Below are 18,453 nucleotides of genomic sequence, written 5' to 3' on the forward strand. Positions count from 1 at the left end.
GTGACGGGCCAAGGTGCAAAGGCACTATTGAACGGGCACTTGAGACCTGCACCATCACGATAAACCTGAGGATGGAACACACCACTCACTGACTGTTCTGGAGACACCCCATGAGCGCCAACGTCGACCTCAACAACCGTCCTGACTATGACCAGGTTTTGCAGGACATTGCCGATTACGTCCTTAATTACCGCATCACGTCGCCCGAAGCCCTGAACACTGCCCGTTATTGCCTGATGGATACGTTGGGATGCAGTTTGCTGGCCCTGCGTTTTCCGGAGTGCACCAAGCACCTCGGGCCGCTGGTCGAAGGCACCGTGGTGCCATTCGGTGCGCGGGTGCCCGGTACGTCCTACCGGCTCGATCCCGTAAAAGCGGCGTGGGACATCGGTTGCTGCGTGCGTTGGCTGGATTACAACGACACTTGGCTGGCTGCGGAGTGGGGGCATCCTTCGGACAATCTCGGCGGGATTCTGGCGGTGGCCGATCACCTCTCACAGCAGCGCGTGGCCAAGGGGCAAGCGCCCCTGACGGTGCGCGACGTGCTCGACGCAATGATCATGGCGCATGAGATTCAGGGCGTGATCGCGCTGGAAAACTCGTTCAACCGAGTCGGCCTCGACCATGTGTTATTGGTGAAAGTCGCCTCGACGGCCGTGTGCGCCAAGCTGATGGGGGCGGGTCGCGAACAGCTGTTGTCAGCGCTGTCGCACGCATTTGTGGACGGTCAGGCCTTGCGCACCTACCGCCACGCGCCCAATGCAGGCTCGCGCAAATCGTGGGCGGCGGGGGATGCCACCAGCCGTGGAGTGCGTCTGGCCGACATCGCCCTGCGGGGAGAAATGGGTATTCCCGGAGCTCTCACAGCGCCGCAATGGGGCTTTTATGATGTGCTCTTCAGCCATACCAATAAGGATCTGGCCCTCAAACCTGAAGGTCAGCGCGCGTTCACGCTGGCGCAGCCGTATGGCACTTATGTGATGGAAAACGTGCTGTTCAAGGTCAGTTTTCCGGCGGAATTTCATGCGCAAACCGCCTGCGAAGCTGCCGTCACCTTGCATCCGCAGGTCAGGGATCGGCTGCATGAGATCGAGAAAATCGTCATTACCACCCACGAATCGGCGATCCGGATCATTTCCAAGCAGGGCAAACTCGCCAATGCGGCAGATCGCGATCATTGCCTGCAATACATGGCCGCCGTGCCCTTGGCGTTTGGCAATCTGGTGGCTGAACAGTACGAGGACGATTTCCATGCGGCGCATCCGATCATTGATGAGCTGCGGGAGAAGATGCACATCGTCGAAGACCCACGTTTTACCCGGGAGTATCTGGAGGCCGACAAGCGGTCAATTGCCAACGCCATACAGGTCTTTTTCACCGATGGTTCCAGCACGCAACAAGTGGTCGTGGAGTACCCGATAGGCCATCGTCGGCGCCGGGCGCAAGGCATTGTGCTGCTGGAAGAGAAGTTCAGGCATAACCTGGCGACGCGTTTTACAGGGCAGCGTTGCGCGCAGATTGTTGAACTGTGCAACGACCAGGCACGGCTTGAGTCGACGCCGGTCAATGAGTTTGTCGACAAGTGGGTGCTCTGAACCCGCCTTTGTCATCACCGCTGCAGGCTGCACACGGGGTTAATCCGCTTGCGTAGTGCAGCCGGTGGCAGTGCGACAGGCGAGGTTTATTTGAAGCGGCGTTCCACGCCTTTCTCGACCAGGATCTTGGCCGAGATTTCCTCCACGGAAAAATGCGTGGAGTTGATGTGCGGGATGTTTTCGCGCTTGAACAGGTTTTCGACTTCGCGCACTTCGAATTCGCATTGGGCAAAGCTGGAATAGCGGCTGTTGGGCTTGCGCTCGTTGCGGATGGCGGTCAGGCGGTCAGGGTCGATGGTCAGGCCAAACAGCTTGTGTTTGTGCTCGCGCAAGGCGGCGGGCAGTTTCAGGCTTTCCATGTCGTCTTCGGTCAGCGGGTAGTTGGCCGCGCGGATGCCGAACTGCATGGCCATGTACAGGCAGGTCGGGGTTTTACCGCAGCGCGAGACGCCGACCAAAATCAAGTCGGCCTTATCGTATTTGTGGGTGCGGGCGCCGTCGTCGTTGTCGAGGGCGAAGTTCACCGCCTCGATACGCTCCATGTAGTTGGAGTTGTGCCCGATGGAGTGCGACTTGCCTACCGAGTAGGAGGAATGTTCGGCCAGCTCTTGCTCCAGCGGGGCGAGAAAACTGGAGAAAATGTCGATCATGAAGCCATTGGAGGTCGCGAGGATTTCACGAATGTCCTGATTGACGATGGTGTCGAAGATGATGGGACGAACGCCGTCTTTTTCGGCGGCGTTATCGATTTGTTGTACCATTGCCCGCGCTTTTTCTGCGCTGTCTATATAAGGCCGCGTGAACTTGCTGAAGGTCACATTTTCGAATTGGGCCAACAAACTCTGGCCGAGGGTTTCGGCGGTGATGCCGGTGCCATCGGAGATAAAGAAAGCAGATCGTTTCATTTGCGCCTTGGGCCTTAAGCTGGTGACGATTCTTGGATATGATAGGCGCGATTTTGTCGGCCTCAGTGTCAGGCAGTGTCACTTATTTTCCAGGTCCAGGCCACATTCGCTGAGATGCCGCCCTGTAGAGCGTCCAGCGCCCTGAGCTTTTCCAACACAGTTAGTGGAGAGATCACCTTGGTAGAGTACGTAGTTTCCCTCGATAAGCTCGGCGTCCATGATGTAGAGCATGTGGGGGGCAAGAACGCATCCCTCGGCGAGATGATCAGTAATCTTGCAGGCGCCGGTGTTTCGGTACCCGGTGGTTTCGCCACCACGTCTGCGGCCTATCGCGATTTTCTTGAACTCAGCGGTTTGAACGATCAGATCCACGCGGCACTCGACGCGCTGGATGTTGATGACGTGAACGCACTGGCCAAAACTGGCGCCCAGATCCGTCAATGGATCATGGAAGCCGAGTTCCCGGAGAAGCTCAACGAAGCAATTCGCACGGCATTTGCCAGCTTGTCGCAGGGCAACCCCGACATGGCAGTGGCCGTGCGTTCTTCAGCCACCGCCGAAGACCTGCCGGACGCATCCTTTGCCGGTCAGCAAGAAACCTTCCTTAACATCCGTGGCGTAGAAAACGTGATTCGTGCGACCAAGGAAGTGTTCGCTTCCCTGTTCAACGACCGTGCGATTTCCTACCGAGTGCACCAGGGCTTTGATCACAAACTGGTCGCCCTGTCTGCGGGCGTACAGCGCATGGTGCGTTCCGAAACCGGGACCGCTGGCGTGATGTTTACGCTGGACACCGAGTCGGGTTTCCGTGATGTGGTCTTCATCACCGGCGCCTACGGCCTGGGCGAAACCGTCGTACAAGGCGCGGTTAACCCGGACGAGTTCTACGTTCACAAACCGACGCTGGACGCAGGCCGTCCTGCGATCCTGCGCCGTAACTTGGGCAGCAAAGCCATCAAGATGATCTACGGCGACGAAGCCAAGGCCGGTAAGTCCGTCAAGGTCATCGACGTCGAACCCGCGGATCGCGCACGTTTTTGCCTGAGTGACGCTGAGGTCTGCGAATTGGCCAAGCAAGCGATGATCATCGAAAAGCACTACAAGTGCCCGATGGACATTGAATGGGCCAAAGATGGCGATGACGGCAAGCTGTACATCGTTCAGGCACGTCCTGAAACCGTGAAAAGCCGCTCTCAGGCCAATGTCATGGAGCGCTACCTGCTCAAGGAAACCGGCACTGTGCTGGTAGAAGGCCGTGCGATCGGCCAGCGCATCGGCGCTGGCAAGGTCCGCATCATTAAAGACGTGTCCGAAATGGACAAAGTGCAGCCGGGCGACGTACTGGTGTCCGACATGACCGACCCGGACTGGGAACCGGTCATGAAGCGTGCAAGCGCTATTGTGACCAACCGCGGCGGCCGTACCTGCCACGCGGCGATCATTGCCCGTGAACTGGGCATCCCGGCCGTGGTGGGTTGCGGCAATGCCACCCAGCTGTTGAAAGACGGCCAGGGCGTCACTGTTTCATGTGCCGAGGGCGATACCGGTTTTATTTTTGAAGGCGAGCTGGGCTTCGACATCAAGAAAAACTCCGTGGATGCCATGCCGGAGCTGCCGTTCAAAATCATGATGAACGTCGGTAACCCGGATCGCGCCTTCGACTTCGCGCAGTTGCCGAATGCCGGTGTGGGCCTGGCCCGCCTGGAGTTCATCATCAACCGCATGATTGGCGTGCACCCTAAAGCCCTGTTGAACTACGACGGTCTGCCGCAGGACATCAAGGAAAGCGTCGACAAACGCATCGCCGGTTACAACGACCCGGTGGGCTTCTATGTTGAGAAACTGGTCGAAGGCATCAGCACGCTGGCTGCGGCTTTTGCGCCGAAGAAAGTGATCGTGCGCCTGTCGGACTTCAAGTCCAACGAATACGCCAACCTGATCGGCGGCAAGCTGTACGAGCCGGAAGAAGAAAACCCGATGCTGGGGTTCCGCGGTGCTTCGCGTTACATCAGCGAAAACTTCCGTGACTGCTTCGAACTCGAATGCCGTGCCCTGAAGCGTGTGCGCAATGAGATGGGCCTGACCAACGTCGAAATCATGGTGCCATTCGTGCGTACCTTGGGCGAAGCCAGTCAGGTGATCGACTTGCTGGCCGAGAACGGCCTCACGCGTGGCGAAAACGGCCTGCGCGTCATCATGATGTGCGAGCTGCCGTCCAACGCGATTCTGGCGGACGAGTTCCTGGAGTACTTCGATGGTTTCTCCATTGGTTCCAACGACCTGACTCAGCTGACGCTGGGGCTTGACCGTGACTCGGGTGTTATCGCGCATTTGTTCGACGAGCGTAACCCGGCGGTCAAGAAGCTGTTGTCCAACGCCATCCAGGCGTGTAACAAGGCCGGCAAATACATCGGTATTTGTGGTCAGGGCCCGTCCGATCACCCGGATCTGGCGCGCTGGCTGATGGAGCAAGGCATTGAAAGTGTCTCGTTGAATCCGGATACCGTGCTGGAAACCTGGTTCTTCCTGGCTGAAGGTCAAGCCAAGGCTTGAGTCGTTAAATGAGGGGCAGGGCAGTCCAGTGATTGCCCTGTCCTTATATAAGCAGTGGTAGGGCGAGTTCCTGTATGGGGTCGCCCTTTTTTGTGCAAGAGCATTATGCAAAGCAGCAGTCATCTATTTCCCGTTGCCCTGATCAGCGCCGAGCGTCGGGGCGATCTGAGCGAAGACGTGTATCGCTTGAAACCCGCTAATAGCCCGGATGTGTCCGTGGAGTTGGCGGTCACCCGCCTGGGCCTGGCAGATGCCGGGCTGACGCGGGGCGTGCCCGTGATTTTGTTGCACGGCAGTTTTTCTAATCGGCGTTTCTGGTACTCCCCGAAAGGTGTCGGGCTTGGGGCGTTTTTGGCCCGCGCAGGCTTTGATGTGTGGTTGCCGGAAATGCGCGGCCATGGCCTCTCTGTGCGTAATCAACAATGGCGCAACAATCGCGTGGCCGATTACGCACGTTACGATTTGCCGGCCATTGCTGCGTTTGTCCGTGAGCAGAGCGGGCAGGTCCCGCACTGGATCGGGCATTCACAAGGCGGCATTACATTGGCCGCGGCACTCGGCGGTCAGTATTTGGGTGAGCCGGCCGTAGCCTCCGCTGCGTTTTTTGGCACTCAGGTCAATCGCCGTTACTGGCCATTGAAAATACCGCCGGTGGAGTGGGGCGCTCATTTATTACTAAAACGCTGCGCGCAACTGTCCGGAACGCGCCTTAAGCGCGGGCCGGAGGATGAACCGATCGGCATTGCGCTGGAATCCTTACGCTGGAACGGTTTTCTCGGGCGCTTTAAGGATGCCGAGCGTGACTGGTGGGCGGGGCTGGCTGAAGTCCGCTTGCCGATCATGGCAGTCGCGGCGGCGGGTGACCTGAAAACGCCGGAGCGGGCTTGCCGCACGTTGTATGACCAAATGGGCTCAGAGGCGCGAAAATTCATTACGTTGGGGCATGCGCACGGTTTCAGTTCTGATTTCGGGCACGCTGAAATGCTGGTCAGTGACGCTGCTCAAGCCGAGGTTTGGCCTTTGGTGCTTGAATGGTTACACGGCCACACAGCGCTGCAGCTCTCCGGCACTGGGAAACAAAGCGACGGTACTCCATTGGGGTTCCGACAGGTCGAGGTTGAAGCTACTATGTGACGCGATTTGTGGTTTTGGTCATATTGTGTGGCTGGGGCCAGCGTATGTTCTGACCTGTAGGGCAACATTTAAAGCTTGGCTGCGTGCTGGCGTCTATAACACTAGAACCCTTTGTTTCTTCCTGTAGCGTCTTCTCCCAAGGAGTTTCCATGAACCACTACATCACGCCTGATTTGTGCGATGCCTACCCTGACCAGGTTCAAGTGCTAGAGCCGATGTTCAGCAATTTTGGGGGGCGCGATTCATTTGGTGGCCAAATCGTGACCATCAAGTGTTTTGAGGACAACTCACTGGTGAAAGAGCAGGCAGAGGCAGACGGTAAAGGCAAAGTGCTTGTCGTCGACGGCGGCGGTTCGCTACGCCGTGCTTTGCTGGGCGACATGATCGCTGAAAAGGCGGCGAAAAACGGCTGGGAAGGCCTGGTTATTTACGGCTGCATCCGTGACGTCGACGTCATTGCGCAAACGGATCTGGGCGTACAGGCCCTGGCCAGTCATCCGATGAAAACCGACAAGCGCGGGTTGGGCGACCTCAATGTTGCCGTGACCTTTGCGGGCGTGACGTTTCGTCCGGGTGAGTACATTTACGCCGACAATAACGGCGTCATTGTGTCGCCCACTGCTTTGAAAATGCCGGAATAACGGCGCAACCGCTAAGGATCACGGATGTTCGAGGAAGACAACGCTCAATGGGGCCTGGTGCACGCGTTGGTACTGGACGGCGAGGGCGGTGCCCGCCCGATTGCCCGCACCGAGCTCAATGACCTTGAGTTGCACAGTCATGAAAGCCTCTGGTTGCATTGGGATCGCAGTCATCCTCAAACCCAGAGCTGGTTGCGTAACGCCAGCGGCCTGAGCGAATTCAGCTGTGATTTGCTGCTCGAAGAGAACACCCGTCCACGTCTGCTGCCTTTGCCCAACAATGAACTGCTGCTGTTCTTGCGCGGCGTGAACCTCAATCCGGGGGCAGAGCCGGAAGACATGGTGTCACTGCGCATTTTCGGCAGTGCGCAGCGGGTAATTTCGCTGCGCATGCGCCCTTTGCGTGCAACCGATGAGCTGCTGACTGAGTTCGATCAGGGCGAAGGGCCTAAAAATCCCGCTGAATTGATCCTCTATCTGGCTCAGCACCTGACATTAAAGGTGCAGGATTTGATCGGTGAGCTGTCTGAAATCGTCGATGACGAGGAGGACAAGATAGATGCCGACGAACGGTACACTCCTGAGCATGGCTCGATATTGCAGATCCGTCGCCGGGCAGCGGCATTGCGTCGTTTTCTTGCACCGCAGCGCGATATTTTCGGACAGCTGACGCGCACCAAATTGCCGTGGTTTACGGCGGACGATGCCGACTACTGGAACGAATTGAATAACAGTCTGACCCGCTACCTGGAAGAGCTGGAATTGACCCGCGAGCGCGTGGGACTGGTACTTGAGGCTGAAGACCGGCGTCTGAATGTGCGCATGAGCCGCATCATGTATCGCTTTGGCGTACTGACCGGAATCTTTTTGCCCATCACCTTTATTACCGGATTACTTGGTATCAATGTGGGGGGAGTTCCCTTCTCCAATGACCCATACGGCTTTGCTGTTACGTGCCTCGTCATGCTGGTTATTGGCGTGGGCCAGTGGTGGTTTTATCGCCGGTTGCAATGGTTGTGAAGGGTGGGCATGTGACCCCGTTGATGTGGCCCGCGTCTTTCACTGACATACCGAGAGGTGCTTATGCACGATCCGTTTGAACAGTCTTTACGTGAAATGCTCAAGGCTGAGCCGTCGACCCGTGACGACGATGCATGCCTGGGCCGAGTACTGAAAACTGCAAACCGCCAGGTGGGTGCAGGTGATCTTTTCAGTCTTCTGGGCCGTTGGGTGCAGGCACTGATGATTGCTTTGAACAGCGGTTCGGCTCATATTGCGCCCGTTTCGCGACGCAAACCTGCTGCTCGCCCTGCTGATAAGGCTGATTGAACATGGAACTTGATCTCTGGACCCAGAGCCTGGTCACGGCAATGACCGCCCTTTGGACCAAAATTGCCAACTTCATTCCAAACCTGTTTGGGGCGTTGGTGGTTGTATTGCTGGGTTTCGTGGTTGCAAAACTGCTTGATACCCTGCTGTCGAAGTTGCTGGCCAAGCTGGGCCTTGATCGCCTGATGGGCGGGACCGGCCTGACCAAAATCCTGGGTCGTGCGGGGATCCAGGTGCCGATCTCCACCTTGATCGGCAAGATCGTCTACTGGTTTATTTTGCTGATTTTCCTCGTTTCTGCGGCTCAGTCCCTTGGGCTTGAGCGGGTTTCAGCTACGCTGGACATTTTCACGCTTTACCTGCCCAAGGTTTTTGGTGCGTTGCTGGTGCTGCTGGTGGGGGTATTGCTTGCGCAATTGCTCAACGGTCTGGTGCGTGGCGCGGCCGAAAGCGTCGGGTTTGATTATGCTGGCGGGCTGGGTCGGGTGGCTCAGGGGCTGGTCATCATCATCAGTATTTCAGTGGCGATCAGTCAGCTTGAGGTCAAAACTGACCTGCTGAACCATGTGATTGTCATCGTTTTGATTACCGTTGGTCTGGCCGTTGCGCTGGCAATGGGGTTGGGAAGTCGGGAAATTGCGGGTCAGATCCTTGCCGGGATCTATGTGCGTGAGCTGTATCAGGTTGGGCAAGACGTACGTGTTGGCGAGATAGAAGGGCAGATCGAAGAGATCGGCACGGTTAAAACCACGTTGCTGACCGAGGAGGGTGAGCTAGTCTCCATCTCCAATCGGATCTTGCTGGAGCAGCACGTGACTAGCCGCTGATGCGGCAAACCCTGCTAATGTATGCCGCCGCAAATATGCCTGTGTTCTCGGCTGTGGCGGACATTGACCTGACTGTCGGCACGACTCGTTTTGAATAAAGCCCAATCGCTATCCATGCGCTATGACCCCCGCGAACTCTCTGATGAGGAGCTGGTGGCGCGCTCGCATGATGAGTTGTTTCACGTCACGCGCGCCTATGAAGAGTTGATGCGGCGTTACCAACGCACTTTGTTCAACGTTTGTTCAAGGTATTTAGGGAACGATCGTGATGCTGACGATGTCTGTCAGGAGGTAATGCTTAAGGTGCTGTATGGCTTGAAGAATTTTGAGGGCAAATCGAAATTCAAGACCTGGCTATATAGCATCACCTACAACGAATGCATTACGCAGTATCGGAAGGAACGGCGAAAGCGTCGCTTGATGGACGCATTGAGTATTGACCCCCTTGAGGAAGCGTCTGAAGAAAAGGCGCCGAAACCTGAGGAAAAGGGCGGACTCGATCGCTGGCTGGTGCATGTGAACCCGATCGACCGGGAGATTTTGGTGCTGCGATTTGTCGCAGAACTGGAATTTCAGGAAATCGCGGACATAATGCATATGGGTTTGAGTGCGACGAAAATGCGCTACAAGCGTGCTCTTGATAAATTGCGTGAGAAATTTGCAGGCATTGCTGAAACTTAGTTCAGCGCAAATAGCTCTACGTGTAGGTAAGTTCTGATAGACTTGCCGCCGAGTTGTCCCCCGGTATGTGGGACTGCTTTACAATCACCAGATGGGGATTTAACGGATGAAACTGAAAAACACCTTGGGCATTGCCATTGGTTCCTTTGTAGCCGCAACTTCGTTCGGTGCCCTGGCACAAGGCCAAGGCGCGGTCGAGGGTGAACTGTTCTACAAAAAACAGTACAACGACAGCGTCAAGCACGTAGAAGACGGTTACAACCCAGGCGCATCGATCGGTTACTTCCTGACCGACGACGTCTCGCTGAACCTGACCTACGACAAGACTAACCACACCCGTTCGAACGACGGCACTGGCAACCAGAAAATCAAAGGCGACAACTTTGGTCTGAACGCTCAGTACCACTTCGGCACCGTTGGTGACGCTCTGCGTCCTTACGTTTCCGGTGGTGTTGCTCACAAGAGCATGACCAACGTAGAAGCTGACGGCCACAGCGGTCGTGACCAGTCGACTTTCCTGACTGCTGGCGCTGGTGTTAAGTGGTACATCACTGACAACCTGTTCGCCCGTGCAGGCGTTGAAGCTGACTACAAACTGGACAACGGCAAGTGGGACTACGCGCCTACTGTTGGCCTGGGTGTAAACTTCGGCGGCAACGGCGGTAAAGTAGCGCCTGCTCCAGTTCCAGCTCCAGCACCAATCGCTGAGCCAGAACCAGAAGCTCCAATCGCTGAAGTGGTTAAGGTTGAGCTGGACGTTAAGTTCGACTTCGACAAGTCGGTTGTTAAATCGCAGTACATGCCTGACATCCGCAACGTTGCTGATTTCATGAAGCAGTACCCTGCGACCACCACTACTGTTGCTGGTTACACTGACAGCGTAGGTCCAGACGCCTACAACCAAAAACTGTCCGAGCGTCGTGCTAACGCCGTTCGTGCAGCTCTGGTTAACGACGGTGTTGAATCCGGTCGCGTAAACGCAGTGGGTTACGGCGAAGCCAACCCAGTTGCTTCGAACGCAACTGAAGAAGGCCGTGCTCTGAACCGTCGCGTAGAAGCTACCGTTCAAGCAGAAGCTAAGTAATTTTTAGCTAGCCTGTTCAGAAAAGCCCGGCTCAGGCCGGGCTTTTCTTTGTCTGCGATTTAGTCCCGATGTCTCAAGCCGAGCAGGCCTGAAACGGCGTCCCACACTTCCCTCGCCTCTTACCGCTCGGCACGGCTATAATCGCGCTCACTTTCAGCCGCCTTCCGAGACCATCGAGCCCATGTATAACCTGGCCCGCCAGTTGCTCTTCAAGCTTTCCCCTGAAACCTCGCATGATCTGTCTCTGGATTTGATCGGAGCGGGCGGCCGTTTGGGGCTGAACAGTTTGCTGTGCAAGGCGCCAGCCAAGCTGCCCGTTAGCGTCATGGGGCTTGAGTTCCCTAATCCGGTAGGGTTGGCCGCAGGCCTGGATAAGAACGGGGCGGCGATTGATGGATTCGCCCAATTGGGGTTCGGGTTTGTGGAGATCGGCACCGTGACGCCGCGCCCTCAGCCCGGTAATCCCAAACCGCGGATTTTTCGCTTGCCTGAAGCGCAGGCCATTATCAATCGCATGGGCTTCAACAACCTGGGGGTCGATCATTTGTTGACCCGTGTGCAGGCGGCCAAATACAGCGGGATCCTGGGTATCAACATCGGCAAGAATTTCGATACACCGGTTGAGCGGGCCGTTGATGATTATTTGATTTGCCTGGACAAGGTTTACGCTCACGCGAGCTACGTGACGGTCAACGTCAGTTCTCCGAATACTCCGGGTCTGCGCACGCTTCAGTTCGGCGATTCACTCAAGCAGCTTCTGGAGGCCTTACAGCTGCGTCAGAACGAGCTTACGCAGCGTCACGGCAAGCGTGTGCCGCTAGCGATCAAGATTGCACCTGACATGACAGATGAAGAAACCGTGCTCGTCGCGCGAGCCTTGCTGGAAACCGGCATGGATGCGGTGATCGCCACCAACACGACGTTGAGTCGCGTGGGTGTGGAGGGCATGGAGCATGGGGATGAGGCAGGCGGCCTGTCGGGTGCGCCCGTACGAGAAAAAAGCACTCATACCGTCAAGGTCCTGTCTGAAGAACTTGCTGGCCGGATGCCGATTATTGCGGCGGGCGGTATCACTGAAGGCAAGCATGCGGCTGAGAAAATCGAGGCAGGTGCCAGTTTGGTGCAGATTTATTCCGGCTTCATTTACAAAGGGCCAGCGCTGATTCGCGAATCAGTGGATGCCATTTCGGCCATCACCCGTCGATAAACACCCAATAAAAAGGGCTCCTTGGAGGAGCCCTTGGGCCGCAGCCCGCCGCCCGGATAGGACGACATGGTTAACGTGTTGCGTATTCGAGGTGATGTCGGAATGTGCCCAGAGTTAGCCGACGGCGTGAAGTTCGTTGAGTCTGTGGATGCCCGCAGTGCCTGTCATACCGTCCCAGTTGTCGCCGCGTCCTTCGCGCCAGCCATTAATCCATGCCTGGCGCACCGACGGTAGAGTAAAAGGGCAAAGCTCACGGGACTTGCCGTTAACGCCATATTGGTATCCGCGCAAGAAAGCTCTTTCCAACGGATCACGCTTAAGTCTTCTCATAGGGTATTGCCCTCACTTGTTGACTGTTTTATATCGCGTCGACCTGACTCAGGTCGGGGCAGAGTGCTTCTGCCGTGGGTGGCTCGCTGCCGGCGTGGCGAGCATTTTTGTTATCACCTGCGCGGTGACAACCTGCGTTCAGTTCTAACCAATGTGGTTGGGTGTGTGAATGATCGTTTTGTCATAAGGACGTAACGATAGTGGTGTTCAGGCCATAAGAAAGGGAGGCCTTTTGCCCCTTTCTACGACCAAAGCCTGATCCTGCGAGTGTTTGCAAAGATGATGCGTTTCATTCTCTGCTGCGAATGACCGCCTTATTTGCTCGGGTACTATTCGACGAAGGGTCTGAATATGTCCCTTTGTTTCAAGATGAATGACCTGTCTCAGCGTCTAAACTCTTCATGCCTGCGGGCAAGGTTGGGCGCGGGGATGGACCGGCACAGTCTCGTGCCACGCGAGCGCTCTTCAAGAAAAGCGCTTGATTGAAAACGGAGCAGGCAATGCGTTGCCTCTTCACAGATAGCTAAAAGCTCAGGAATCCCATGTCGGATCGTTACGAACTCTTCCTTACCTGCCCGAAAGGCCTTGAAGGCTTGCTCCTTGAGGAGGCCACAGGCCTTGGCCTTGAGGACGCTCGCGAGCATACCTCGGCCATTCGTGGTACTGCAGATATGGAAACTGCCTACCGTCTGTGTCTCTGGTCGCGTCTTGCTAACCGCGTATTACTGGTACTTAAGCGCTTTCCGATGAAAGACGCCGAGGACCTCTATCACGGCGTGCTGGAGGTTGACTGGCAGGATCACATGGTGCCCGACGGCACCTTGGCGGTGGAGTTCAGCGGCCACGGCTCCGGCATCGACAACACCCATTTTGGTGCGTTGAAAGTCAAAGACGCCATTGTCGACAAATTGCGCACGCCGTCCGGCGAGCGTCCGTCGATCGACAAAATCAGCCCTGATTTGCGTATCCACCTGCGACTGGATCGGGGTGAAGCCATTCTGTCGCTGGATCTGTCAGGCAGCAGCCTGCACCAGCGCGGCTATCGCTTGCAGCAAGGCGCTGCGCCGCTCAAGGAAAACCTTGCAGCAGCTATCCTGATTCGTGCGGGCTGGCCGCGCATGGCAGCTGAAGGCGCTGCGCTGGCTGACCCGATGTGCGGTGTGGGCACATTTTTGGTCGAGGGCGCGATGATTGCCGCCGATATGGCGCCTAACCTCAACCGCATTCATTGGGGGTTTGACGCCTGGCTCGGCCACGTACCGGCGATCTGGAAAAAACTTCACCAGCAAGCCACTGAGCGGGCTGAGGCGGGCATGTCAAAACCGCCATTGTGGATTCGGGGTTATGAAGCCGATCCGCGCCTGATCCAGCCTGCGCGCAACAACATCGAGCGCGCCGGTCTGAGTCACTGGATCAAGATTTACCAGGGTGAAGTTGCGACGTTCGAACCTCGCCCGGATCAGAACCAGAAAGGCCTGGTCATTTGTAACCCGCCGTATGGCGAGCGCCTGGGCGATGAGGCGAGCCTGCTCTATCTCTACCAGAACCTGGGCGAGCGCCTGCGTCAGGCCTGTTTGAACTGGGAGGCGGCGGTGTTCACGGGCGCGCCTGACCTGGGCAAGCGCATGGGTATTCGCAGCCACAAACAGTATTCATTCTGGAACGGCGCCTTGCCGTGCAAGTTGCTGCTGATCAAGGTCGTGCCGGACCAGTTCGTGACTGGTGAGCGTCGTACCCCTGAGCAGCGTCAGGCTGAGCGCGAGCAGGCTGAGTCCGATCTGCCGTCCAACATTGAAGCACCGGGTAAGTACGAAAAATTCAACAAGAACGGTAACCCGATCAAGCCGGTTCCCGTTGTGGTTGAGCAGCCGCGTCTGAGCGAAGGCGGGCAAATGTTCGCCAATCGTCTGCAAAAGAACCTCAAAGCCTTGGGCAAATGGGTTAAGCGCGAAGGCATCGATTGCTACCGTGTCTACGATGCAGACATGCCTGAATACTCGATGGCGATTGATCTGTACCACGACTGGGTGCACGTTCAGGAGTATGCAGCGCCCAAATCCATTGACCCGGAAAAAGCCTCGGCGCGCATGTTCGATGCGCTGGCGGCCATTCCTCAGGCATTGAACGTCGATAAAAGCCGTGTGATCGTCAAGCGGCGCGAGCGCCAGAGCGGGACCAAGCAATACGAGCGCCAAAGCGCGCAAGGCAAGTTCACCGAGGTCAATGAAGGCGGCGTGAAGCTGCTGGTCAACCTGACGGACTACCTGGATACCGGTCTGTTCCTCGACCACCGCCCGATGCGCATGCGGATTCAGCGCGAGGCGGCCGGCAAGCGTTTCCTGAACCTGTATTGCTACACCGCAACCGCGAGTGTTCACGCCGCTAAAGGGGGCGCGCGCAGCACCACGAGCGTGGATTTGTCCAAAACTTACCTGGACTGGGCGCGTCGTAATTTGTCGCTCAACGGTTTTTCAGACAAGAACCGTCTGGAGCAGGGCGATGTGATGGTATGGCTCGATGCATGCCGGGAAGAGTACGACCTGATCTTTATCGATCCGCCGACCTTTTCCAATTCCAAGCGCATGGAAGGCATCTTCGATGTCCAGCGTGACCACGTGCAATTGCTGGACCTGGCGATGGCGCGTCTGGCGCCCGGCGGTGTGTTGTACTTCTCCAACAACTTCCGCAAGTTCATCCTCGATGAGCACCTGGAAGCGCGTTACGCCGTCGAAGAAATCACTGCCAGTACGATTGATCCGGATTTTGCCCGCAACAGCAAGATTCACCGCGCCTGGAAAATCACGGCGCGTTGATCGCGCTCCTGTCATCCCGGGCTGCAGGCAGGGATGACAGAGGCCATACACAAAAACGCCCCGGCTCGAGTGAGTCGGGGCTTTTTTTATGGCTTCGTAAAAGCCTTATTGGGCGATTGAAATCGCACTGTTCGGCAGTTGCGGTTGACGATAAAGATCCAGCAGGACCTGGTCGAGGACGGCCGAGGCGCCCCATGGGCGTGGGTCATTGAGAATGGCCACCACGGCCCAGGTGTTGCCATTGCTATCACGGCTAAAGCCCGAGATCGCACGCACAGTGTTGAGAGTGCCGGTCTTGATGTGAGCCTGACCGTTCATGGCGGTGGTTTTCAGACGCTTGCGCATCGTGCCGTCCTTGCCAGCAATGGGCATGGAGCTGATGAACTCGGCGGCGTAGGGGCTTTTCCAGGCGGCCTGGAGCATTTGAGCCATTTCACGGGCGCTGACCCGCTCGGCACGAGACAGGCCTGAGCCGTTCTCCATCACCAGGTGCGGCGCCGTGATGCCTTTCTTGGCCAGCCACTGACGAACCACACGCTGGGCTGCTTTGGCGTCATCGCCGTCGGCATCCGTGCGGAACTGCGCACCCAGGCTCAGAAACAACTGCTGAGCCATGGTGTTGTTGCTGTACTTGTTGATGTCACGAATGATTTCAGCGAGGTCTGGCGAGAAGGCGCGGGCCAGGACTTTGGCGCTTTTGGGGACGGAACCCTGGCGATCTTGCCCCAGAATACTGCCGCCCAGCTCTTTCCAGATCGCGCGAACGGCGCCTGCGGTATACGTGGCGTGGTCAAGCAGCGACAGGTAGGTCTGCGAGTTGCAGCCATCGCCCAATTGACCCGTGACGGTAACGAGGACTGAGCCGTCCGGCTGCGGCACCGGGTTGTAACGCACGTCGCCCGTGCATTGCTTGGCGTTGACGGCTTTTACCTGATTGTCCACGCGGATGCTGGCAATCGGCGGCTCAACTGATATCAGGACCTTGCCTGAGTCGTTGCGTGCAACAAAGCGCAGCGCCTTGAGGTTGACCATCAGCGCGTCGGGCTTGACCAGGAAAGGCTTGTTCTTGTCATTGCCGTCGTCATCAAATACTGGCAATTGCGGTTGCTCGAAGAAGCTGCGGTCCAGCACCAGATCCCCGGTGACTTGTTGCACGCCATTGGCACGCAGGTCGCGCATCAATAGCCACAGCTTTTCCATGTTCAGCTTGGGGTCGCCGCCGCCTTTGAGATAGAGGTTGCCTTGCAGGATGCCGTTGCTCAGCGTGCCATCGGTGTAAAACTCGGTTTTCCACTGATGGGTAGGGCCGAGCATTTCCAGGGCTGCGTAGGTGGTGACCAGCTTCATGGTGGAGGCCGGGTTCATTGAGACATCAGCATTGAACACAGTCGGTACGCCGGGGCCGTTGAGCGGCAGCATCACCAGTGATAGTGCGTTGTTTTGCAATTTGTTGGTTTTGAGCGCCTGCTGAACCTTGGGCGAAAGAGTGGTGTTGACCGGGGCAGCGTTGGCCCCAAAGGCGAATGGCAGCATCAACCCGGCGAGTAGCAGTGGACGTAAAGACTTGATCATAAAAAGTAATACCCTGCAGGCGAGGGGAAAAAATACGAGGGCATGATGAAAAATTCCCTCAATGGTCATGAAAGTGACGGCATTATGCCCCAAGGTGGTCAGTCTTGTGCATTGCCGTGATACACACGTGCATTGATTAAATGCACAAAACGATGAGCCGTCCACACTGAACCGGGCACGTACAGCTCGAAACTGGTAAAGTGCCGCCGTTATTACTTAAGAGGATTGTTCAATGGCTACTAATCGTTCCCAGCGTCTGCGCAAAAAGCTGTGCGTTGATGAATTTCAGGAGTTGGGTTTTGAGCTGAACCTGGATTTCAAAGAAGACCTGTCGGAAGAAGCTATCGACGCTTTCCTCGAAGCGTTCTTGAAAGAAGCCATGGAAGACAACGGCCTTGGTTATGTTGGCGGCGACGACTACGGTCTGGTGTGCCTGCAGAAGCGCGGTTCGGTCAGCGAAGAGCAGCGCGCAGCTGTTGAAGCCTGGCTGAAAGCTCGTCCAGAGCTGACCAGCGTTGAAGTGAGCCCGCTGCTCGACGTGTGGTACCCGGAAAAGCCTATCAATCCGGTAGCCTGATGTGATGCATGGAGGCAGCCTGTCTGGCTGCTTCCATGCGGCTGTTCTGCAAGATCCTCTGGCCCGTCCGGGCGACCGATACACATTCCTTGATTATTTTTTGCCTGCGCTCCTTGCACCCCCGTGCGTGCGTTTTTTAGCCGTGTAGTCGAGGGCGAGACTGCTTAGCGCGTGGCTGTCTGCGTGCATGGGTGTGTCCGTCTCACCCATCAGGCTTTCGGGAATGCAAAAAAAAGGACAAGGGATGGGCTTGTCCTTTTATCGATTGGCAATCAGGGCATCAGTCGTAGATGACCTTTTTCTTCCAGTCCGCGTCAGCTTCGTCAGTTTTCAAGCCCTCGGTCAGTTCGTTGACCTCATCCTTTGTCGGCTCAAGCTTGGTAAGCACCAGCGAATTTGCACGCGCCAGTTGTTCTTCCATTTCCTTCAACGCGCTGCTGTACATGGCGGGTTCAGGTTGTTTGCGCAGGTACTGGGCGCCGCGCTCATAGGCAAGGCGTGCCTGCCCCGGCTGATTTTGCTGGAAGGCCAACTGCCCAAGGTTGTTGAAGAATTCGATGTGCAGCACGACCAGCAAATGGCGGATCTCTTTGATCCAGCGTTTGGCTTCGTTAGTAGGCAGAAAGCCATCTTGCACCGCGCGGGTGATTTGCCCGTGCAATGTTTCCAGCAAGAAACGCACATCCTTGGCCTTGGCTTCAGTCAGGATCGGGCCGGGCGGGTTATTGACGGGGATCGACTCGCCTTGGCCCACCAGTGCGTTCAGCTCGGCAATACGCGCCTTGACTGGCGCACTGTTCTTATCCAGATGCAGCAGGCGCTGGCAGGCATTGAGCTCCAGGCGTGTCAGCAAGTGCTTTAAGCCGGGCGACATCAATTGGCCGGGGAAGGTTTCGCTGACTTCGCTGCAACGACGAACGCGGTCAGTCAGTTCGACCTTCAGGCGCGCCTTTTCGAGTTTGTTGTTTTCCACCACATGGTTCATGTAACCGATGGCGATCAATAGGACGATCCCGGCTACTACAAGCAGGGTGATCATGGATGGTGTCAACGTGAAAACCTCTTTGGATAGTCAATGGGCTTTATTTTGGTGTCGCAAACAATCTTGAAGGTCAGAGCTCTCGTCTATAAAGAGGCAGATGTGTTGGATGTGGTACAGAGTGCCACTATTGTGCGCTGCCAACTATAACTCCTTGTAGGATGTC

Annotated in this window: 16 protein-coding genes; 12 read left to right on the forward strand and 4 right to left on the reverse strand. The window is 56.5% G+C overall.

The window, feature by feature from the left end; all coding sequences use genetic code 11:
- Nucleotides 1-110 precede the first annotated feature (110 nt).
- Nucleotides 111-1,595 carry a 2-methylcitrate dehydratase gene (gene prpD / locus V6F78_RS18065; RefSeq protein WP_332727983.1) on the forward strand — a complete coding sequence of 495 codons (1,485 nt, stop codon included), beginning with the start codon at nucleotides 111-113 and terminating at the stop codon, nucleotides 1,593-1,595.
- Nucleotides 1,596-1,681: 86 nt separating this feature from the next.
- On the opposite strand, the gene ppsR is transcribed toward prpD, so the two are convergent.
- Entirely contained in the window at nucleotides 1,682-2,500 is an 819-nt protein-coding gene (gene ppsR, locus V6F78_RS18070) for a posphoenolpyruvate synthetase regulatory kinase/phosphorylase PpsR (RefSeq protein ID WP_047276310.1), read from the reverse strand.
- A 177-nt stretch (nucleotides 2,501-2,677) separates the two neighbouring features.
- On the opposite strand from ppsR, the gene ppsA reads away from it, so the two are divergent.
- From ppsA to V6F78_RS18115, 9 genes are all read left to right on the forward strand, one after another.
- Complete coding sequence (gene ppsA, locus V6F78_RS18075) at nucleotides 2,678-5,053, forward strand: phosphoenolpyruvate synthase (RefSeq protein WP_047276308.1); 2,376 nt, start codon at nucleotides 2,678-2,680, stop codon at nucleotides 5,051-5,053.
- Between the two features lie 105 nt (nucleotides 5,054-5,158).
- Nucleotides 5,159-6,187, forward strand: a complete 1,029-nt coding sequence (locus V6F78_RS18080; protein ID WP_080963816.1) for an alpha/beta fold hydrolase — start codon at nucleotides 5,159-5,161, stop codon at nucleotides 6,185-6,187.
- A 149-nt stretch (nucleotides 6,188-6,336) separates the two neighbouring features.
- A complete protein-coding gene (rraA, locus tag V6F78_RS18085; RefSeq protein ID WP_047276306.1) occupies nucleotides 6,337-6,828 on the forward strand; it encodes a ribonuclease E activity regulator RraA in 492 nt (163 codons plus the stop codon).
- Between the two features lie 24 nt (nucleotides 6,829-6,852).
- Nucleotides 6,853-7,848 carry a CorA family divalent cation transporter gene (locus V6F78_RS18090; protein WP_047294784.1) on the forward strand — a complete coding sequence of 332 codons (996 nt, stop codon included), beginning with the start codon at nucleotides 6,853-6,855 and terminating at the stop codon, nucleotides 7,846-7,848.
- Between the two features lie 63 nt (nucleotides 7,849-7,911).
- On the forward strand, nucleotides 7,912-8,157 hold the full coding sequence (locus tag V6F78_RS18095; protein WP_047276304.1) for a hypothetical protein: 246 nt from the start codon (nucleotides 7,912-7,914) through the stop codon (nucleotides 8,155-8,157).
- Nucleotides 8,158-8,159: 2 nt separating this feature from the next.
- Nucleotides 8,160-8,984 (forward strand): mechanosensitive ion channel family protein, encoded by an 825-nt coding sequence (locus V6F78_RS18100; protein WP_047276302.1) that lies wholly within the window; start codon nucleotides 8,160-8,162, stop codon nucleotides 8,982-8,984.
- 90 nt (nucleotides 8,985-9,074) lie between these two features.
- Entirely contained in the window at nucleotides 9,075-9,665 is a 591-nt protein-coding gene (gene sigX / locus V6F78_RS18105; RefSeq protein ID WP_029611289.1) for an RNA polymerase sigma factor SigX, read from the forward strand.
- 106 nt (nucleotides 9,666-9,771) lie between these two features.
- On the forward strand, nucleotides 9,772-10,749 hold the full coding sequence (locus V6F78_RS18110) for an OmpA family protein (protein WP_047294782.1): 978 nt from the start codon (nucleotides 9,772-9,774) through the stop codon (nucleotides 10,747-10,749).
- Between the two features lie 181 nt (nucleotides 10,750-10,930).
- The gene (locus tag V6F78_RS18115; protein ID WP_047294780.1) at nucleotides 10,931-11,956 is read left to right on the forward strand and encodes a quinone-dependent dihydroorotate dehydrogenase; all 1,026 of its coding nucleotides are present in this window, start codon (nucleotides 10,931-10,933) and stop codon (nucleotides 11,954-11,956) included.
- Between the two features lie 114 nt (nucleotides 11,957-12,070).
- On the opposite strand, the gene rmf is transcribed toward V6F78_RS18115, so the two are convergent.
- Nucleotides 12,071-12,286, reverse strand: coding sequence for a ribosome modulation factor (gene rmf / locus V6F78_RS18120; protein WP_010448881.1), 216 nt, complete (start codon nucleotides 12,284-12,286; stop codon nucleotides 12,071-12,073).
- Nucleotides 12,287-12,828: 542 nt separating this feature from the next.
- On the opposite strand from rmf, the gene rlmKL reads away from it, so the two are divergent.
- Nucleotides 12,829-15,099 carry a bifunctional 23S rRNA (guanine(2069)-N(7))-methyltransferase RlmK/23S rRNA (guanine(2445)-N(2))-methyltransferase RlmL gene (gene rlmKL, locus V6F78_RS18125; RefSeq protein WP_047282857.1) on the forward strand — a complete coding sequence of 757 codons (2,271 nt, stop codon included), beginning with the start codon at nucleotides 12,829-12,831 and terminating at the stop codon, nucleotides 15,097-15,099.
- A 105-nt stretch (nucleotides 15,100-15,204) separates the two neighbouring features.
- On the opposite strand, the gene dacB is transcribed toward rlmKL, so the two are convergent.
- A complete protein-coding gene (gene dacB / locus V6F78_RS18130) occupies nucleotides 15,205-16,671 on the reverse strand; it encodes a D-alanyl-D-alanine carboxypeptidase/D-alanyl-D-alanine endopeptidase (protein WP_047276292.1) in 1,467 nt (488 codons plus the stop codon).
- A 232-nt stretch (nucleotides 16,672-16,903) separates the two neighbouring features.
- Between dacB and V6F78_RS18135 the strand changes: the two genes are divergently transcribed.
- A complete protein-coding gene (locus tag V6F78_RS18135) occupies nucleotides 16,904-17,248 on the forward strand; it encodes a YggL family protein (RefSeq protein WP_047294778.1) in 345 nt (114 codons plus the stop codon).
- 280 nt (nucleotides 17,249-17,528) lie between these two features.
- On the opposite strand, the gene V6F78_RS18140 is transcribed toward V6F78_RS18135, so the two are convergent.
- Entirely contained in the window at nucleotides 17,529-18,287 is a 759-nt protein-coding gene (locus V6F78_RS18140) for a hypothetical protein (protein ID WP_047276289.1), read from the reverse strand.
- Nucleotides 18,288-18,453: the final 166 nt, after the last annotated feature.

Origin of the sequence: Pseudomonas sp. ESBL9, from assembly GCF_036668715.1 — a bacterium.
In the GTDB taxonomy this organism is placed as follows: domain Bacteria; phylum Pseudomonadota; class Gammaproteobacteria; order Pseudomonadales; family Pseudomonadaceae; genus Aquipseudomonas; species Aquipseudomonas lundensis.

What these genes read in the sequence shown, in the direction of transcription:
- V6F78_RS18095 (WP_047276304.1), top strand. Translation starts at nt 7,912, where the DNA reads ATGCACGATCCGTTTGAACAGTCTTTACGTGAAATGCTCAAGGCTGAG.
- V6F78_RS18110 (WP_047294782.1), top strand. Translation starts at nt 9,772, where the DNA reads ATGAAACTGAAAAACACCTTGGGCATTGCCATTGGTTCCTTTGTAGCC.
- V6F78_RS18140 (WP_047276289.1), bottom strand. Translation starts at nt 18,287, where the DNA reads ATGATCACCCTGCTTGTAGTAGCCGGGATCGTCCTATTGATCGCCATC.
- prpD (WP_332727983.1), top strand. Translation starts at nt 111, where the DNA reads ATGAGCGCCAACGTCGACCTCAACAACCGTCCTGACTATGACCAGGTT.
- rlmKL (WP_047282857.1), top strand. Translation starts at nt 12,829, where the DNA reads ATGTCGGATCGTTACGAACTCTTCCTTACCTGCCCGAAAGGCCTTGAA.
- dacB (WP_047276292.1), bottom strand. Translation starts at nt 16,671, where the DNA reads ATGATCAAGTCTTTACGTCCACTGCTACTCGCCGGGTTGATGCTGCCA.
- V6F78_RS18100 (WP_047276302.1), top strand. Translation starts at nt 8,160, where the DNA reads ATGGAACTTGATCTCTGGACCCAGAGCCTGGTCACGGCAATGACCGCC.
- V6F78_RS18090 (WP_047294784.1), top strand. Translation starts at nt 6,853, where the DNA reads ATGTTCGAGGAAGACAACGCTCAATGGGGCCTGGTGCACGCGTTGGTA.
- V6F78_RS18115 (WP_047294780.1), top strand. Translation starts at nt 10,931, where the DNA reads ATGTATAACCTGGCCCGCCAGTTGCTCTTCAAGCTTTCCCCTGAAACC.
- rraA (WP_047276306.1), top strand. Translation starts at nt 6,337, where the DNA reads ATGAACCACTACATCACGCCTGATTTGTGCGATGCCTACCCTGACCAG.
- rmf (WP_010448881.1), bottom strand. Translation starts at nt 12,286, where the DNA reads ATGAGAAGACTTAAGCGTGATCCGTTGGAAAGAGCTTTCTTGCGCGGA.
- V6F78_RS18080 (WP_080963816.1), top strand. Translation starts at nt 5,159, where the DNA reads ATGCAAAGCAGCAGTCATCTATTTCCCGTTGCCCTGATCAGCGCCGAG.
- V6F78_RS18135 (WP_047294778.1), top strand. Translation starts at nt 16,904, where the DNA reads ATGGCTACTAATCGTTCCCAGCGTCTGCGCAAAAAGCTGTGCGTTGAT.
- ppsR (WP_047276310.1), bottom strand. Translation starts at nt 2,500, where the DNA reads ATGAAACGATCTGCTTTCTTTATCTCCGATGGCACCGGCATCACCGCC.